The sequence below is a fragment of the Salinispora pacifica CNR114 genome (assembly GCF_000514775.1).
GTDB classification, from domain to species: Bacteria; Actinomycetota; Actinomycetes; order Mycobacteriales; family Micromonosporaceae; genus Micromonospora; species Micromonospora pacifica.
The window spans coordinates 168,284-183,402 of record NZ_KI911468.1 but is presented as its reverse complement, the minus strand read 5'-3'; the positions used below and the strand labels follow the sequence as shown (position 1 = coordinate 183,402).

The 15,119-nt window shown below is 70.3% G+C and carries 11 protein-coding genes; 7 read left to right on the top strand and 4 right to left on the bottom strand.

Going from position 1 to position 15,119, the window contains the following annotated elements:
- Positions 1–46: 46 nt before the first annotated feature.
- Together rpsA and coaE are read left to right on the top strand one after the other, a co-directional pair.
- Positions 47–1,627, top strand: coding sequence for a 30S ribosomal protein S1 (gene rpsA, locus B118_RS0127670; RefSeq protein WP_018223337.1), 1,581 nt, complete (start codon positions 47–49; stop codon positions 1,625–1,627).
- Positions 1,628–1,793: 166 nt separating this feature from the next.
- A complete protein-coding gene (gene coaE, locus B118_RS0127665) occupies positions 1,794–2,834 on the top strand; it encodes a dephospho-CoA kinase (protein WP_018812840.1) in 1,041 nt (346 codons plus the stop codon).
- 50 nt (positions 2,835–2,884) lie between these two features.
- On the opposite strand, the gene B118_RS0127660 is transcribed toward coaE, so the two are convergent.
- The gene (locus tag B118_RS0127660) at positions 2,885–4,420 is read right to left on the bottom strand and encodes a hypothetical protein (RefSeq protein ID WP_050592877.1); all 1,536 of its coding nucleotides are present in this window, start codon (positions 4,418–4,420) and stop codon (positions 2,885–2,887) included.
- Between the two features lie 211 nt (positions 4,421–4,631).
- Here B118_RS0127660 and uvrB point away from each other — a divergent pair, with 211 nt between their 5' ends.
- On the top strand, positions 4,632–6,734 hold the full coding sequence (gene uvrB, locus B118_RS0127655) for an excinuclease ABC subunit UvrB (protein ID WP_018812838.1): 2,103 nt from the start codon (positions 4,632–4,634) through the stop codon (positions 6,732–6,734).
- 228 nt (positions 6,735–6,962) lie between these two features.
- Here the strand turns inward: uvrB and B118_RS0127650 are convergent, their stop codons facing one another.
- Positions 6,963–7,262, bottom strand: coding sequence for an antibiotic biosynthesis monooxygenase family protein (locus tag B118_RS0127650; RefSeq protein ID WP_018223341.1), 300 nt, complete (start codon positions 7,260–7,262; stop codon positions 6,963–6,965).
- Between the two features lie 481 nt (positions 7,263–7,743).
- Here B118_RS0127650 and B118_RS0127645 point away from each other — a divergent pair, with 481 nt between their 5' ends.
- Together B118_RS0127645 and B118_RS0127640 are read left to right on the top strand one after the other, a co-directional pair.
- Positions 7,744–8,742 carry a TerC family protein gene (locus tag B118_RS0127645; protein WP_026270991.1) on the top strand — a complete coding sequence of 333 codons (999 nt, stop codon included), beginning with the start codon at positions 7,744–7,746 and terminating at the stop codon, positions 8,740–8,742.
- A gap of 243 nt (positions 8,743–8,985) precedes the next feature.
- Positions 8,986–9,783 (top strand): tyrosine-protein phosphatase, encoded by a 798-nt coding sequence (locus B118_RS0127640; protein ID WP_018223344.1) that lies wholly within the window; start codon positions 8,986–8,988, stop codon positions 9,781–9,783.
- A 57-nt stretch (positions 9,784–9,840) separates the two neighbouring features.
- Here B118_RS0127640 and B118_RS0127635 read toward each other — a convergent pair whose 3' ends face one another.
- Positions 9,841–10,689, bottom strand: a complete 849-nt coding sequence (locus B118_RS0127635; protein WP_028185450.1) for a serine hydrolase — start codon at positions 10,687–10,689, stop codon at positions 9,841–9,843.
- A gap of 68 nt (positions 10,690–10,757) precedes the next feature.
- Positions 10,758–12,626: a translational GTPase TypA gene (typA, locus tag B118_RS0127630; RefSeq protein ID WP_018223346.1), complete on the bottom strand. Its 1,869-nt coding sequence runs from the start codon at positions 12,624–12,626 to the stop codon at positions 10,758–10,760.
- Between the two features lie 142 nt (positions 12,627–12,768).
- Here typA and B118_RS0127625 point away from each other — a divergent pair, with 142 nt between their 5' ends.
- Together B118_RS0127625 and B118_RS29475 are read left to right on the top strand one after the other, a co-directional pair.
- Entirely contained in the window at positions 12,769–14,184 is a 1,416-nt protein-coding gene (locus B118_RS0127625) for a DedA family protein (protein ID WP_018812835.1), read from the top strand.
- 58 nt (positions 14,185–14,242) lie between these two features.
- Positions 14,243–15,082, top strand: a complete 840-nt coding sequence (locus tag B118_RS29475) for a lytic transglycosylase domain-containing protein (RefSeq protein ID WP_043542281.1) — start codon at positions 14,243–14,245, stop codon at positions 15,080–15,082.
- The last annotated feature ends 37 nt before the right edge of the window (positions 15,083–15,119 follow it).

Sequence of the window (15,119 nt, the reverse complement as noted above, 5' to 3'; positions counted from 1 at the left end):
AGGGAGCAGGTGCGCGGTCGACGGAGCCACATCATGATCCCGCGCAGTGATCGTTCGGTGTGTCCGGCGGCGGGTCCGTTTGCGCGAACAGGTCACCGCGGCTCACATCCGTGATGACAACCATCCGACCGGAGCAACCGCCCACATGACGAGCAGCATCGAGGCCCCCTCGAGCGCCACCAAGGTCACCGTCGACGATCTCGGAAGCGAAGAGGCTTTCCTCGCCGCGATCGACGAGACCATCAAGTACTTCAATGACGGCGACATTGTCGAAGGCACCGTCGTCAAGGTCGATCGGGACGAGGTCCTGCTCGACATCGGCTACAAGACCGAGGGCGTCATCCCCTCTCGGGAGCTGTCGATCAAGCACGACGTGGACCCCGCCGAGGTCGTCTCGGTCGGTGACCACATTGAGGCCCTTGTGCTCCAGAAGGAGGACAAGGAGGGGCGGCTGATCCTCTCGAAGAAGCGGGCGCAGTACGAGCGCGCCTGGGGCACGATCGAGAAGATCAAGGACGAGGACGGCGTGGTCCGCGGCTCGGTCATCGAGGTGGTCAAGGGCGGCCTGATCCTCGACATCGGGCTCCGCGGCTTCCTGCCGGCCTCCCTGGTCGAGATGCGTCGGGTGCGGGACCTCCAGCCGTACGTCGGCCGCGAGCTCGAGGCCAAGATCATTGAGCTGGACAAGAACCGCAACAACGTGGTCCTGTCCCGCCGGGCCTGGCTCGAGCAGACGCAGTCCGAGGTGCGCACCGAGTTCCTCAACAAGCTGCAGAAGGGGCAGGTCCGGAAGGGCGTTGTCTCCTCGATCGTCAACTTCGGTGCCTTCGTTGATCTGGGCGGCGTGGACGGCCTGGTGCACGTCTCCGAGCTCTCCTGGAAGCACATCGATCACCCGTCCGAGGTGGTCGAGGTGGGCCAGGAGGTCGAGGTCGAGGTCCTCGACGTCGACCTGGATCGCGAGCGGGTCTCGCTGTCGCTGAAGGCGACCCAGGAGGACCCGTGGCGGCAGTTCGCCCGCACCCACGCGATCCAGCAGATCGTGCCCGGTAAGGTCACCAAGCTGGTGCCGTTCGGCGCGTTCGTCCGGGTGGACGACGGCATCGAGGGTCTGGTCCACATCTCCGAGCTGGCCGAGCGCCACGTGGAGATCCCGGAGCAGGTCGTCCAGGTCGGCTCCGAGGTCATGGTCAAGGTCATCGACATCGACCTGGAGCGTCGCCGGATCTCGCTGTCGCTCAAGCAGGCCAACGAGGGCTTCGTCGAGGGCGAGGAGCACTTCGACCCGACCCTCTACGGCATGGCGGCAACCTACGACGCCGAGGGCAACTACATCTACCCCGAGGGCTTCGACCCCGAGACGGGCGAGTGGCTCGAGGGCTACGAGAAGCAGCGCGAGACCTGGGAGCAGCAGTACGCTGAGGCGCGTCAGCGCTGGGAGGCCCACCAGAAGCAGGTGCAGGCATCCCGCGCCGCCGACGCCGAGGCTGCGGCCAACCCGCCGGCCGCCAGCCCGACCACCACGGCGACCGCGGCTCCGACCCGGCAGGCGGAGGAGCCCTCCGGCACCCTCGCCACCGACGAGGCGCTCGCCGCCCTGCGGGAGAAGCTCGCTGGCGGCAAGTGATCCGAGGGCTCTGGGCCGCCCCGCGGCGAGCCGGAGCCGGTACTGACGACGGGCCCCGCCCCGGTGATCGACAGATCGCCGGGTCGGGGCCCCGCCGTTTCTGCCGACCGGGGTGAGCCGGGGCGCCGGTGTGGCGTGCTGCCGACTGATCAGGTTGACTGGTCCGGTGTTGATGGTGGGACTGACCGGTGGGATCGGCTCGGGTAAGAGCGCCGTGGCGGCCCGACTGGCGGGGCTGGGTGCGGTGATTGTGGACGCCGACCAGCTCTCCCGCGAGGTGGTGGCGCCGGGCACCGAAGGGCTCGCGGAGATCGTCGCCGCCTTCGGTGATCGGGTGCTCGGCTCGGACGGGGCGCTCGACCGGGCGGCGCTCGGCGCCCTGGTCTTCACCGACGAACCGGGTCGCCGGGCCCTGGAGTCGATCATCCACCCGCGGGTCCGGACCCGCACGGCCGAGCTGGTGGCCGCGGCGCCCCCCGGCGCGGTTGTCGTCAACGACGTACCGCTGTTGGTCGAGTCGGGGCTCGGCCCCACGTACCACCTGGTGGTCGTGGTGCAGACGGCCCTGTCGATCCGCCTGGAACGGCTGACCCGCGACCGGGGGATGGCGCCGGCCGAGGCGCGGCGGCGGATCGCCGCGCAGGCCGACGACGCCCGCCGCCGAGCGGCAGCGGACGTGTTGCTGACCAACGACGGGACCCGCGACGAGTTGCACCGCGCGGTTGACGCGCTCTGGGCCGACCGGCTGCTGCCCTACGCGGTCAATCTCCGCGACCGGCGGGCAGCCGACCTGCCCCTTCCCGAGCAGGTCGAGGTCGACCTGCCGCGGCCCGAGCGGGTCTTGGTTGACCCGCCCCGGTCCGAGCGGGTCGTGGTCGGCCCGCCCCGGCCCGAGCAGTACGCGCGACTGGCCGCCCGGATCCACCGCGCTGTCACCCCCGCGGACCTGCGGATCGACTACCTCGGATCGATGGCGATTCCAGCATCGGACTCGGCGGATGTGATCGACATCCAGCTCACCGTGCCGTGCCTGGGCGACGCGGACGGAGCGCTGGCCGAGCAACTCGCGGACGCCGGGTTTCCCCGGCTGCCCGAGCCCGCGCGGAGTGCGGCACGCTGGCCGGAACGGGTGCACGGCAGTGCTGACCCGGCGCGCCCGGTGCGCCTGTACGTCCGGGAGGCGGGCTGGCCCGGCGGGCGGCCGTGAGGGCCCCCGCGGCGGTGACCGCGGACAGCGCCCCGCCCGGGCGGTGTGCGTCAAGAGGGTCCGCCCGTGGCACCGTCCTCGAACGTGAGGTCTAGCTGTGCCCAGGTCCCGGCCGCCGTCGGGAACTGCAGCCGGTGGGGGAGCCCGGACCGGTCGAGCCAGTAGCGAATCGGTTCGCCGACGGCCGCCACCACCTCGACCACATCCAGCTCGGCGCCGGTCAGTCGGTCGCCTCGGATACGGCGCGCCGTGCCCGCTTCGGCGGGTGTCGCCGCGCGCAGCGCGGCGTCGAGCAGGGCGGTGAGCTCAGCGTCGGGAGCGGGTTCCCAGCCGGTGGTGGGGACGGGCAACGGTGGCGGCACCGGGTCCACCCCGGCGCTGACGGCTACTGGCAGCTCGGTCTGGGTGGTGCGTCCATGTTCGTGCCGGAGCAGGGTACGCCGATGTGGGACGTCAAGGTCATCCACCGCGAGGTATGCGCTGCGTCGGCTCCAGTTGATCCATCCCGCCCCCCGGAGGTTGGCGGCAGAGCCGAGCAGTGCCGTGAGGGTGGCGCGCGCCTCGCCCGCGGTGCGGAGCTGGGTAGGGAGTGACATCAGGCGGCGGCGTTCGGCCGCGCTGAGCTGCCGCGGGGTACCGGCCTGCCCACCGAGGGCCTCCACCGGACGTAGCGACGGTCGGTCGGCGCGGTTCAGTCGTACGGTGACCGGGCCGAGGTCGGGGAGCTGGGCCTCCAGCCGGTGTAGCCGCGCCTCCCGATCCACCCACCAGTGCACCTCGGTGGCCGGCGGTGGGTTTGGTGCGCCGGGTCGGGCCGGCGGCAGCCCGGCGGTGAGGACGTCGGTTCCGTCGGCGCTGGCGATCCACCGTGCCGTCTCCCCGACTGGTGGATCGGCCCGGTCGGTGGCGAGGGCGAAGAGCAGGTCGAGCAGCGGCCGGAGGCGGTCGCCCGTCGGCGGGGCGGCTAGCCGCCACCCGTCAGCAGGGGGTACCAGGGGCGGGGACGCCGGTGCCGGGGGTGCCGGGGTGGTGGAGTCCGGGCGGAGTAGCAGCACTGCGGGCGTCGCCTGGAGCAGCCCCCGTTGGGCGCCCAGGCCGGGACCGCCGAGATCGAGGTAGAGCAGCCGTCGGGACCAGTCGACCCAGCCGACCAGGTCGATCCGGGTGGCTCCGGTCCCCGCCGTCAGATGTACACCGGCTCGCAGCTCGCGGTAGTTGGTGACCCGTACCGCGGCGAGTCGGGTTCGCTCGTCGGCGGTTGGCCGGCGGGATGGCTCGGCTGGCTCGGGTATCCAGCTCAGGCCGAGAACCAGTGCGGTGGCGGCGAGCAGGGCCACCGCGGCGAGCGTACGGAGGATGGTCCGGCGGCGGCCGGTGATCCGGGGAAGCTGGCCGGTCTGGCTGTCGTCGGGGGCGGTCGAGGTGGGCTGGGTATCGGGCGTGGGCCGATGCCGGGGGGTGCGGCGGGGACGGGGGGTACGGCGGGTGCGGGCAGAGGACTCCACGGCATGTTGAACGGAGCCGACCGGCCGCGGGTGACGCGTGTTGCGCTCGCGGCGGCCGGTCAGCGCGGTCAGCGCGACCACGTCGGGTGCGCACGCCGGAAACGGGTGCTGCGACCACGTGCCGGGGGGTGGGGGCCATCCTGGGCCCGTTGCCGGCCCGGTCGGCCGCCGCGAGCGGCCTACCCGAAAAGCGTAGCTCGCCGGGTGCGGGCCGACAACGAAATATCGAAGCTGATCACCGGACCTCTGGTAGTCGCACCGGAGTGTCGGCCACCGAGCGTACGGTGGGGCCATGGCGCTCGACATTCCCCGGCTGGACGGCCGTTTCCAGGTCGTCAGTGATTTCCAGCCGGCCGGTGACCAGCCGGCCGCGATCGATGACCTGGAGAAGCGGGTCCGGCGTGGCGACCGGCACACGGTGCTGCTCGGCGCGACCGGCACCGGCAAGAGCGCCACCACAGCGTGGTTGATTGAGCGGCTGCAGCGCCCGACGCTCGTGTTGGCGCCGAACAAGACCCTCTGCGCCCAGCTGGCCAAGGAGTTCAGCGAGCTGCTGCCAAACAATTCGGTGGAGTACTTCGTCTCCTACTACGACTACTACCAGCCCGAGGCGTACATTCCGCAGACCGATACCTACATCGAGAAGGATTCCTCGATCAACGAGGAGGTGGAGCGGCTGCGCCACTCGGCCACGATGTCGCTGCTCACCCGCCGGGACGTGGTGGTGGTCGCCACCGTCTCGGCGATCTACGGCCTGGGTACCCCGGAGGAGTACCTGGACCGGGCCGTCCGGGTGGTCACCGGTCAGGAACTGGACCGCGACCAGCTCCTGCGCCGGCTGGTCGACATTCAGTACGCCCGCAACGACATGGCCTTCCAGCGGGGCACATTCCGGGTGCGGGGCGACACCCTGGAGATCATCCCCGCCTACGAGGAGCTGGCGGTCCGGATCGAGCTGTTCGGGGACGAGGTGGAACGGCTCTATTACCTCAACCCGCTCACCGGTGATGTGGTCCGGGAGGTCGACCACCTGCTGATCTTCCCCGCCACGCACTACGCGGCCGGGCCGGCGCGGATGGAGCGGGCGATCCGTGATATCGAGGCTGAGCTGGGCGAGCGGCTGGCCGAGCTGGAGCAGCGGGGCAGTCTGCTGGAGGCGCAGCGGCTGCGGATGCGGACGACGTACGACATCGAGATGATGCGGCAGGTCGGCTTCTGCTCCGGCATCGAGAACTACTCGATGCACATCGACGGCCGACTGCCCGGCAGCCCGCCGCACTGCCTGCTCGACTACTTCCCGGACGACTTCCTCACGGTGGTTGACGAGTCGCACGTGACCATCCCGCAGATCGGCGGGATGTACGAGGGCGACGCGTCGCGCAAGCGGATGCTGATCGACCACGGCTTCCGACTGCCCAGCGCCGCCGACAACCGGCCGCTGCGGTTTGACGAGTTCCTGGAGCGGGTCGGCCAGATGGTCTTCCTCTCGGCCACCCCTGGCTCCTGGGAGTTGGAGCACGCGCAGGGCGAGTATGTGGAGCAGGTCATCCGACCGACCGGCTTGGTTGACCCGGAGGTGGTGGTCAAGCCGACCAAGGGCCAGATCGATGACCTCATGCACGAGATCAAGTTGCGTACCGAGCGCGACGAGCGGGTGCTGGTCACCACGCTGACGAAGAAGATGGCCGAGGACCTGTCCGACTACCTTCTGGAGAACGGTATCCGGGTGCGTTATCTGCACTCCGAGGTGGACACGCTGCGCCGCGTCGAGTTGCTGCGGGAACTCCGGAAGGGTGACTACGACGTGCTGGTCGGTATCAACCTGCTGCGGGAGGGGCTCGACCTGCCGGAGGTGTCGCTGGTCGCCATCCTCGACGCGGACAAAGAGGGCTTCCTGCGCAGCGGCCGGTCATTGATCCAGACGATCGGGCGGGCGGCGCGTAACGTCTCCGGCCAGGTGCACATGTACGCCGACAAGATCACTCCATCGATGGCGGAGGCGGTCGGGGAGACCAACCGGCGCCGGGCCAAGCAGATCGCGCACAACGAGGCGCACGGCATCAGTCCGGAGCCGCTGCGCAAGAAGATTCACGACATTCTCGACGACATCTACCGGGAGGCGGAGGAGACAGACAACCGGGTCGGTGGAGCGGCCCGGCAGCTCTCCCGCGGCAAGGCGCCGGTGAAGGAGACCCGTAGCCGCAGTCGAGCCGCCGCCGGACCGGCCCGGGAGGGAATGGCCCGGGCGGAGCTGGCTGAGCTGATTCAGGAGCTGAATGGCCAGATGCTCGCCGCTGCGCGGGAGTTGCAGTTCGAGTTGGCCGCCCGGATTCGTGACGAGATCTCCGAGTTGAAGAAGGAACTACGCGGGATGGATGCCGCGGGGGTGTCGTGACCCTTGGCTGCGATGGCGGGTGCATGCCGCCGGCTACCAGAACAGCGGCATGCACCCGGATGCACGGCGCGACCAACCGGACCCGGTGCCCCCGAGCGCATCGGGGCCAGCGGTCGGTGCGTGTGGGGACACCGTAGGCGCTGGGTGTGACAGCCTTTGCCGGCGCCGGGTCACTGGGCGGTCACCTGTCGACCGGCCCGGCAGCTGATCTACCGGTCATCGGAGCGGTCATTGCCCGCCCGGCACGTCGGTGAAGTGTTCGACCTGCGGCGGATTGGCGAAGTGCGGGCTGATCAGCTCCCGCCACCGGCGAAACCGGTCGGAGGCGCGAAAGTTCTGGTCGTGCGCCTCGACCGAGTCCCACTCGACCAGCAGTACGAACCGGGACGGGGACTCGACCCCGCGAGTCATTCGCACCGAGCGGCAGCCGGGCGTATCGGCGAGCACCGAGTGTCCCTTGGCGTACGCGGCTGCGAAGGCCTCCTCGTGTCCTGGCAGTACGTCAATCAATGCGACTTCGAGCACCATGTGTGCAGCTTCGCACGGTGGCTGGGTCAGCTCGCCGTCTGGGTAGCCGAGGTCGGCCGAGGGCGAACCGGCGGGCCGCCGACTACCAACCCGGGCTCCTCGGTCTTATTGCTGGGGCAGCTCGGCCGGCTCCGGCGCGGTACTTACGCCCGCTGCCCCGCTGTCTCGCCGCGCCCCGCGCCCCGCTGCACCGCCGTGACCAGGGGTTGGTGGACGTGAGGGGGACACCGGCCGCCCACTGTGCGGTGGCTCCACGAGGTGGGCGACAATGAACGGCGGAGGGGAGTATTCCCCCGCGATGGAGTCGTCAGCACGGTCGAGTGCGAGCCCGATAACTCGACCCGGCCCCATCGGTCACTGCTCCGGAAGGGGCGGTGGCGGAAGAGACCTCCGACAGTCACCATAGTCGGCGTCATCGGCACACCCCGTCCTCCTGGGCGTACGGTGCGCCGATTGTTGCGTGTCTGCCGGAGGTTGAGCCTTGGACGTGTCCGGACTGGTGTGGGCGGGGACACTCGTCGCACTGACCGCGATCCTCATCATCGATCTGTTGATCATCGGTCGTCGCCCACACGAACCCAGCATGCGGGAGTCGAGTCTCTGGGTCGGCTTCTACGTCGCCCTCGCGCTGGTCTTCGGCGCGGGAATCTGGTTCGTCTCCGGGCCGAGCGCGGCGGGGCAGTTCTACACCGGTTGGCTCACCGAGTACAGCCTCTCGGTGGACAACCTCTTCGTCTTCGTGATCATCATGGCCCGTTTCGGTGTGCCCCGGATCTACCAGCAGAAGGTCCTGCTCATCGGCATCGTGCTCGCGTTGTTGATGCGCGGTGGCTTCATCGCCGCCGGCGCCGCGTTGATCTCCCAGTTCTCGTGGGTTTTCTACATCTTCGGCGCATTCCTTATCTACACGGCGATCAACCTCGCTCGGCAGGGCGATTCGGATGAGGATGACTTCAGCGAGAACCTGCTGATCCGGTGGAGCCGTCGGGCGCTGCCGATCTCGCGGGACTACGACGGCGCGAAGCTCACCACGTACGAGCACGGGCGAAGGGTGTTCACCCCGATGTTGGTCGTGATGATCGCGATCGGCACGACAGATCTGATCTTCGCGCTCGACTCGATTCCGGCGATCTTCGGTATCACCCAGGAGGCGTACCTGGTGTTCACCGCGAACGTCTTCGCCCTGATGGGTCTGCGGCAGCTCTACTTCCTGCTCGGCGGCCTGCTGGACCGGCTGATCTACCTGAGCTACGGCCTCGCGGTGGTACTCGGCTTCATCGGCGTCAAGTTGGTGCTGGAAGCCCTGGCCGACAACAGCCTGCCGTTCGTCAACGGAGGCGAGCATGTCGGATGGGCCCCGCACATCCCGATCTGGCTCTCGTTGACGGTCATCCTGGGTACCTTGACGCTGGCAACGGTGGCAAGCCTGGTCAAGTCGTCCCGGGACCGACGTCGGAACCTGGTTCAGGTCCGCGACTGAAGGCCCACGCCGGACCTGGTCCAGCACCGCGACTGGCGGAGCGACCGGCCTCGGGATGGTTCAGCTCGCGGCCCGACGGCCCGCCGCAGCCGGTGCTGCCCGCCGTGCTGGGGTGTACCGCCGTGATCGTCATCGGGCACCCTGGAGGGACCGGCGGGTGATTGGGGACTGTGTGGACAAGTGGACCGTTGCGGCGGGTGTGGTGCGGGCGAGTGGTGTCCGCCAACGGGGTGGAGCACCGGTGTGACCGCCCGGGAGCTGGCGCTGGTGGGGGCGCCGAACGCGCGTGACCTCGGCGGTCTGGTCGGTGCGGGGGGCCGTCGGGTGCGCGATGGGGTGCTGCTGCGTACCCCCGCGTTGGGGCGGCTGGCTGACGAGGACCTACCGGTGCTGGCGAAGCTGATGCCGGCCTGTGTGGTGGACCTGCGGGACGCCACGGAGGCGGTGGTGGCCCCGCCGGACCGGCTGCCGGGGGACCCCCGAGTGATCCACCTGCCGGTGTACGACGTAACGCATCCGGTCTTCACCTACGTGTCGGCGGTGCTGCTCGGTCACGACCTGGGCGCGTACGCGGAACTGGCACAGGAGGGCACGCCGGCGGCGATGCGATCCATCTACCGCTGGTTCGTGACCGGGGAGTCGGCGCGGGCCGGCTACGGTGCGGCGGTGCGGTTGGCGGCGGAGGCGGCGAACCTGCCCCTGCTCTACCACTGCTCGGCTGGTAAGGACCGCACCGGCTGGTTGACGGCGGTGCTGCTGCACGCCCTCGGGGTGGACGAGGCGACGATCCGGGCGGACTACCTCGCCAACAACGTACTCACCGAGAGCCTGCGGGAGGTGCTCCTCGCCGGGATGCGGCGGCGGAACCCGGAGCTGGACGTCACCGTGGTCCGGCCGGTGCTGGAGGTGCGCGACGAGTACCTGGACGCCGGGTACGACGAGGCGCGGCGGGTGTACGGGTCGTTCGGGTCGTACCTGCGCGACGGGCTTGGGGTGGACGACGAGTTGGTCGCGACGTTGCGGGCGCGGTTGCTGGAGTAACCCCACACCGTGGCGGGGTGAGCTCTGGGCCGTCGGCCGAGCTGGTGGCGGCCCGGCTCAGCCGAGCTGGTGGCGGTGGGCGAAGGCGCGGGCGGAGAGGTCGGCGAGGAGTTGGCAGGCATCCTCGTCCCGGCTGTGGTCGGGGCGGTCGCTGGTGCGGCAGACGGCTAGGACGTACGGGGGCGCGTCGTCGGGGTAGACGACCCCAACGCTGTGCCGCACCCCACGTACCCAGCCGTTCTTGTGGGCGATCCGGGTGCCGGTGGGCAGGCCGGCGGCGAGATCCTCGCGGTGTTCCTGCGCGACGAGGATGTCGAGCATGGCGGCGCAGCTCTCGGGTGTCGCCAGTGGCCCGGGCCGGGTGGCGCCGAGCGCCAGGCTGCGCAGGAGGGCGGCGAGGTCGGCGGCGGTGACCAGGTTGGTGATGCCGACCGCACGGGCGGCGAAATCCTCGATGCCGCGGCCGGTGACGCTGTGCCGGGCCCCGGCCCGGGCCCAGACGTCGGCGACGGCCGGTAGGCCGACCTGGTTCAGGAGCAGGTTGGTGGCGAGGTTGCTGGATCGGACAATCATGCGTTCGGCCAGCCAACGTAGCGGGGCGGTACCGCCGATCCGCTCCCAGACGTCGTCGTCGTTTCGAGCGGGGCGGGTGCAGGCGAACCGAGCGGCGCCGGGCTGGGCCGAGTCGAACTCGTTGCGGACCGGTACGGCGGTGTCCGGGGCGAGGTGTCCGGCCGCCAGCGCGCGGTGGAGCGCCACCAGCACGGCCACCTTCATCGTGCTGGCCGCGTAGTGGGTGGTGTCCGGGCGCCGGGTCCAGGTGGGGGCCGCGTCGAGGCGAGCCAGGTAGGCCGAGACGGTGCCGGGCATCCGGTCGAGACGCGCGTCGACACCGTCGAAGATCACCTACCGAGGGTAGCTGGTATGCCGGGGCGCCTCCGCGCGTCTCGCGGTGTCGGCGCCCCGGCGTGGCCTCAGCTGGAGTGCTTACGACGGGCCGCCGCCCGGGCCCGCTGCGTCTGGTCGAGCAGTACCTTACGGATCCGCACCGCGGCCGGGGTCACCTCGACGCACTCGTCCTCGCGGCAGAACTCCAGGGCCTGCTCCAGGGAGAGCTTGCGGGGCGGGATCAGCTTCTCCGTCTCGTCGGCGGTCGACGAGCGCATGTTGGTGAGCTTCTTCTCCTTGGTGATGTTGACATCCATGTCGTCGGAGCGGGAGTTCTCCCCGACGATCATGCCCTCGTACACCTCGGTGCTCGGCTCGACGAAGAGGGTGCCGCGCTCCTGCAGGTTCATCATCGCGAACGAGGTGGCGGTGCCGGTCCGGTCGGCGACCAGCGAGCCGTTGTTGCGGGTCCGGAGCTCGCCGAACCAGGGCTCGTACGACTCGAAGACGTGGTGCAGGATGCCGGTACCCCGGGTCTCGGTGAGGAACTGGGTGCGGAATCCGATCAGACCCCGCGCCGGGACCAGCCACTCCATTCGGATCCAGCCGGTGCCATGGTTGACCAACTGCTCCATCCGACCCTTGCGGGTGGCCAGCAGCTGGGTGATCGCGCCCAGGTATTCCTCGGGCGCGTCGATGGTCAGCCGCTCCACCGGCTCACAGGTCTTACCGTCGATCTCCTTGGTGACGACCTGCGGTTTGCCGACGGTCAACTCGTAGGACTCGCGGCGCATCTGCTCGACCAGGATGGCCAGGGCCAACTCGCCGCGGCCCTGTACCTCCCAGGCGTCGGGCCGTTCGGTCGGCAGGACCCGCAGCGAGACGTTGCCGATCAGCTCCCGGTCCAGTCGGTCCTTGACCATCCGCGCGGTGACCTTGGCGCCCTTGGCCCGGCCCACCAGTGGGGAGGTGTTGGTACCGATGGTCATGGAGATGGCCGGCTCGTCGACGGTGATCAGTGGCAGCGGCCGCGGGTCCTCCGCGTCGGCGAGCGTCTCCCCGATCATGATTTCCGGGATGCCGGCGACGGCGATGATGTCACCCGGCCCGGCGGAGTCGGCCGGCTTGCTCTCCAGGCCCTCGGTCATCAGCATTTCGGAGATACGCACCCGCTGGCTGCTGCCGTCGGTGCGGCACCAGGCGACGGTCTGCCCCTTGGTGATCGTGCCCTGTCGGACCCGGCAGAGGGCGAGCCGGCCGAGGAACGGCGAGGCGTCCAGGTTGGTGACGTGCGCCTGGAGCGGGGCCTGCTCGTCGTACGTGGGCGGCGGGATGGTGTCGAGCAGGGTGCGGAACAACGGCTCGAGGTTGTGGCTGTCCTGCGGGACGGCGCCGTCGGCGGGCTGGGTGAGGGAGGCGATACCGTCCCGGGCGCAGGCGTAGACGATCGGGAAGTCGATCTGTGCGTCGTCGGCGTCCAGATCGAGGAAGAGCTCGTAGGTGTCGTCCACGACCTCCTTGATCCGAGCGTCGGGCCGGTCCACCTTGTTGATGACCAGGATGATCGGCATCCGCGCCCGGAGGGCCTTGCGGAGCACGAACCGGGTCTGCGGTAGCGGGCCCTCACTGGCGTCCACCAGCAGCACGACGCCGTCGACCATGGTGAGACCGCGCTCCACCTCGCCGCCGAAGTCGGCGTGCCCCGGGGTGTCGATGATGTTGATGGTCACCGGATCGGAGCCGTCGGCCGGCAGGTACCGCACGCCGGTGTTCTTTGCGAGAATGGTGATGCCCTTCTCGCGTTCGAGATCCATCGAGTCCATCACCCGTTCGGTCACCTCACCCCGGGCGCCGTAGGCGCCAGCCTGCCGCAACATGGCGTCAACCAGGGTGGTCTTGCCGTGGTCGACGTGGGCGATGATGGCGACGTTGCGGAGGTCGGTGCGAAGCTGCATGCCTCCATCCTTCCGCCTGCGCGGATCCGGCGCAGCGTCGGGGTCATCCGGGGTCTTCCCCGGGGTATCCCGGATCTCTACCGAAACGCCTGTAACTCGCGATCGACCGCTGGCAAGCTGACCCTCGTGACCAGGGGCCCGGGTGAATGAGTTGCTGAGCCGGCTGCAGGAGCTGCCACCCGGGCTGATCCTGCTGGTCGCGGCGTTGATCGTGGCCGCCGAGACGGCGCTCATCTTCGGGTTGTTGATGCCCGGGGAGGCCACGCTGCTGTTGGTCGGATTCCTCACCTACACCGGAGCCCTGCCGCTGGGGCCGGCACTGCTGGTGATGATCGCCGCGGGTGTGCTGGGAGATGCGGTGGCGTTCCGGGCCGGTCGCCGGTACGGGCCCCGGCTGCGCGCCAGCCGCTTCGGTGCCCGCGTCGGGCCCCACCGGTGGCGCCGCGCGGACGCGATGCTCGGAAGACTGGGGGGCCGGGGGGTCTTCACCGCCCGCTGGGTGGCCTTCGCCCGGACCCTGGTGCCCCGGCTGGCGGGGGCGGGGCAGATGCCGTACCGGCGGTTCGCGCCCTGGAACCTGGGTGGGGTGGTGACCTGGGTGGGGGGCTCGGTGGTCGCCGGAAACCTGGCCGGCGAGTCGTACGAGACGGTCTCGCACCTGCTCGGCCGAGCTACGGGAGCGGTCCTGGTGCTGCTCGGGGCGGTGCTGGCGGTGCTGCTGGCGGGGCGCTGGCTGGGTCGAAACCCGGACCCGGTACGGGCGTTGCTGTCCCGGGCCGGCGGCCTGCCCCCGGTGCGCGGGCTGACCCGTCGCTACGGGGCGCTCTTCGGTCTGCTCGCCCGATCCCTCGGTCCGGGGTGGACTTTGCTGCTGAACCTGGTCGCCGGTCTACTGCTGCTGTTCCTGGCTGGGCTCGCCGTCGCCTGGGTGCTCGGCGTGGTGGTCCGGCGGAGCGGGTTGTCGGTGGTGGACGGCGCCGTCGCCGACTGGTTCGCCGCCCGTCGTACGCCGGAGGCGGTGGAGGTGGCGCTGGCCGCGGTTTCGGCGCTGCGCGGCCCGGTGGTGATCCTGTTCGTGTCGGTGGTGGCGGCGGGGGTCGCCTGGCGGCAGCGACCCTGGCGGGCAGACCTGCTCAGCGTGGTGGGCACCGTCGGCGCGTGCATGCCGTTGGTGGTGCTGGCGGTCGCCGCAGACGTGGTCCAACCCGACCGATCCGGCCCGCCGGTGTTGTTTCCGACCCAGACCGCCGTGGTCGCCGCGAGCCTGTGCACCCTCGCGTGGCTGCTGTCTCGGGGCGCCCGTTGGCCGGTCGCCGTCGCCGCCTGGACTGGTGCCGCCGCCGGGGTGGTGGGGGTTGGTGGCGCCCGGCTGTACCTAGGCCTGAGCACCGCCAGCAGCGCGCTTTCCGGAGTGCTGCTGGGGGTGGCGTGGACGGCCGTGTTCATGGTGGCGTGGGTGACCCGGGACCGGGCGGTCGGGGTGGCCTCGGACGTCGGCGACCCGGCGGGCCCGGCGGTAGCCGGGTCGCGTCCGCCGCAGGGGGTCTCCGGCGGATGACGGGGCGGCGGTAGGCATCGACAACTGCTACCTTGCGTCGGTCGGAGGGGGAGACGACATGAAGATGCTCCGGATCGGCGTGGGTGCGCTCGCTGTTGTGCTGCTCACGGTGGGGTGCGCGGGGGAGCGGGGCGAGGTGGCGGCCGATCGGACAGTGGCGGCCAGCACCACGGAGCCCTCGCCGACCGCCACCCCGTTCGCGCGGACGGAGTGGGGTGACGCGCCGAGCCACAGTGCCACACCCAGCAGTTCCGCCGGCGGTGGGCCCGCATCGAAGCCCGCCGCCACCGCGTCGTCTGGGGCGGCGGCGAAATCCGCTCCGGAGACGCAGGCCCCACCTCCGCCGCCGGAGTCGGAGCCGACCGGCTGCCCACCCCGCCACGAGGGCACGCCGGCCTCCCGTACGCAGATGAGGTCGGCACTCACCGACGCCGCGGCGAAGACGTACTGGCCGACCTCCGCACCGGAAATCCGGATTCCGGCGGCCCTGGTGAAGGCGACCGCGTGGCAGGAGAGCGGCTGGCAGTCCACGATCGTCGCCTGTGACGGCGGCATTGGGTTGATGCAGGTGATGCCCGCGACCGCAGACTGGATGAACCAACGGTTCGGGCAGAGCTACGACGTGTGGGACTACCGCGACAACGCCTACATCGGCGTGAACTACCTGGCCTGGCTGACCAAGTACATCGGCGACGAGTACTTCGACGGCGACTACCGGCTGGACGCGGCGCTGTGCTCGGCCGAGCTGAACTCGTGCCTGCTCAATGCGGTGATCGCCAGTTACAACTACGGCCACGCGGCGGTGGCGAGCGGGGAGGGCCCGATCACCATCCCGAATCCGCGGTATGTGGGCAACGTCCGCGCGCTGATGACCGAGTGCGTCTGTCTCGCCTACTGACGGTTCGGGCGCCCCGCCCACGCCGTGGCGCCCGAAC

Excerpts from the sequence above, each read along its gene's own strand:
- uvrB (WP_018812838.1), top strand. The coding sequence starts at position 4,632 with ATGGCGCTCGACATTCCCCGGCTGGACGGCCGTTTCCAGGTCGTCAGT.
- B118_RS0127650 (WP_018223341.1), bottom strand. The coding sequence starts at position 7,262 with ATGGTGCTCGAAGTCGCATTGATTGACGTACTGCCAGGACACGAGGAG.
- typA (WP_018223346.1), bottom strand. The coding sequence starts at position 12,626 with ATGCAGCTTCGCACCGACCTCCGCAACGTCGCCATCATCGCCCACGTC.
- B118_RS29475 (WP_043542281.1), top strand. The coding sequence starts at position 14,243 with ATGAAGATGCTCCGGATCGGCGTGGGTGCGCTCGCTGTTGTGCTGCTC.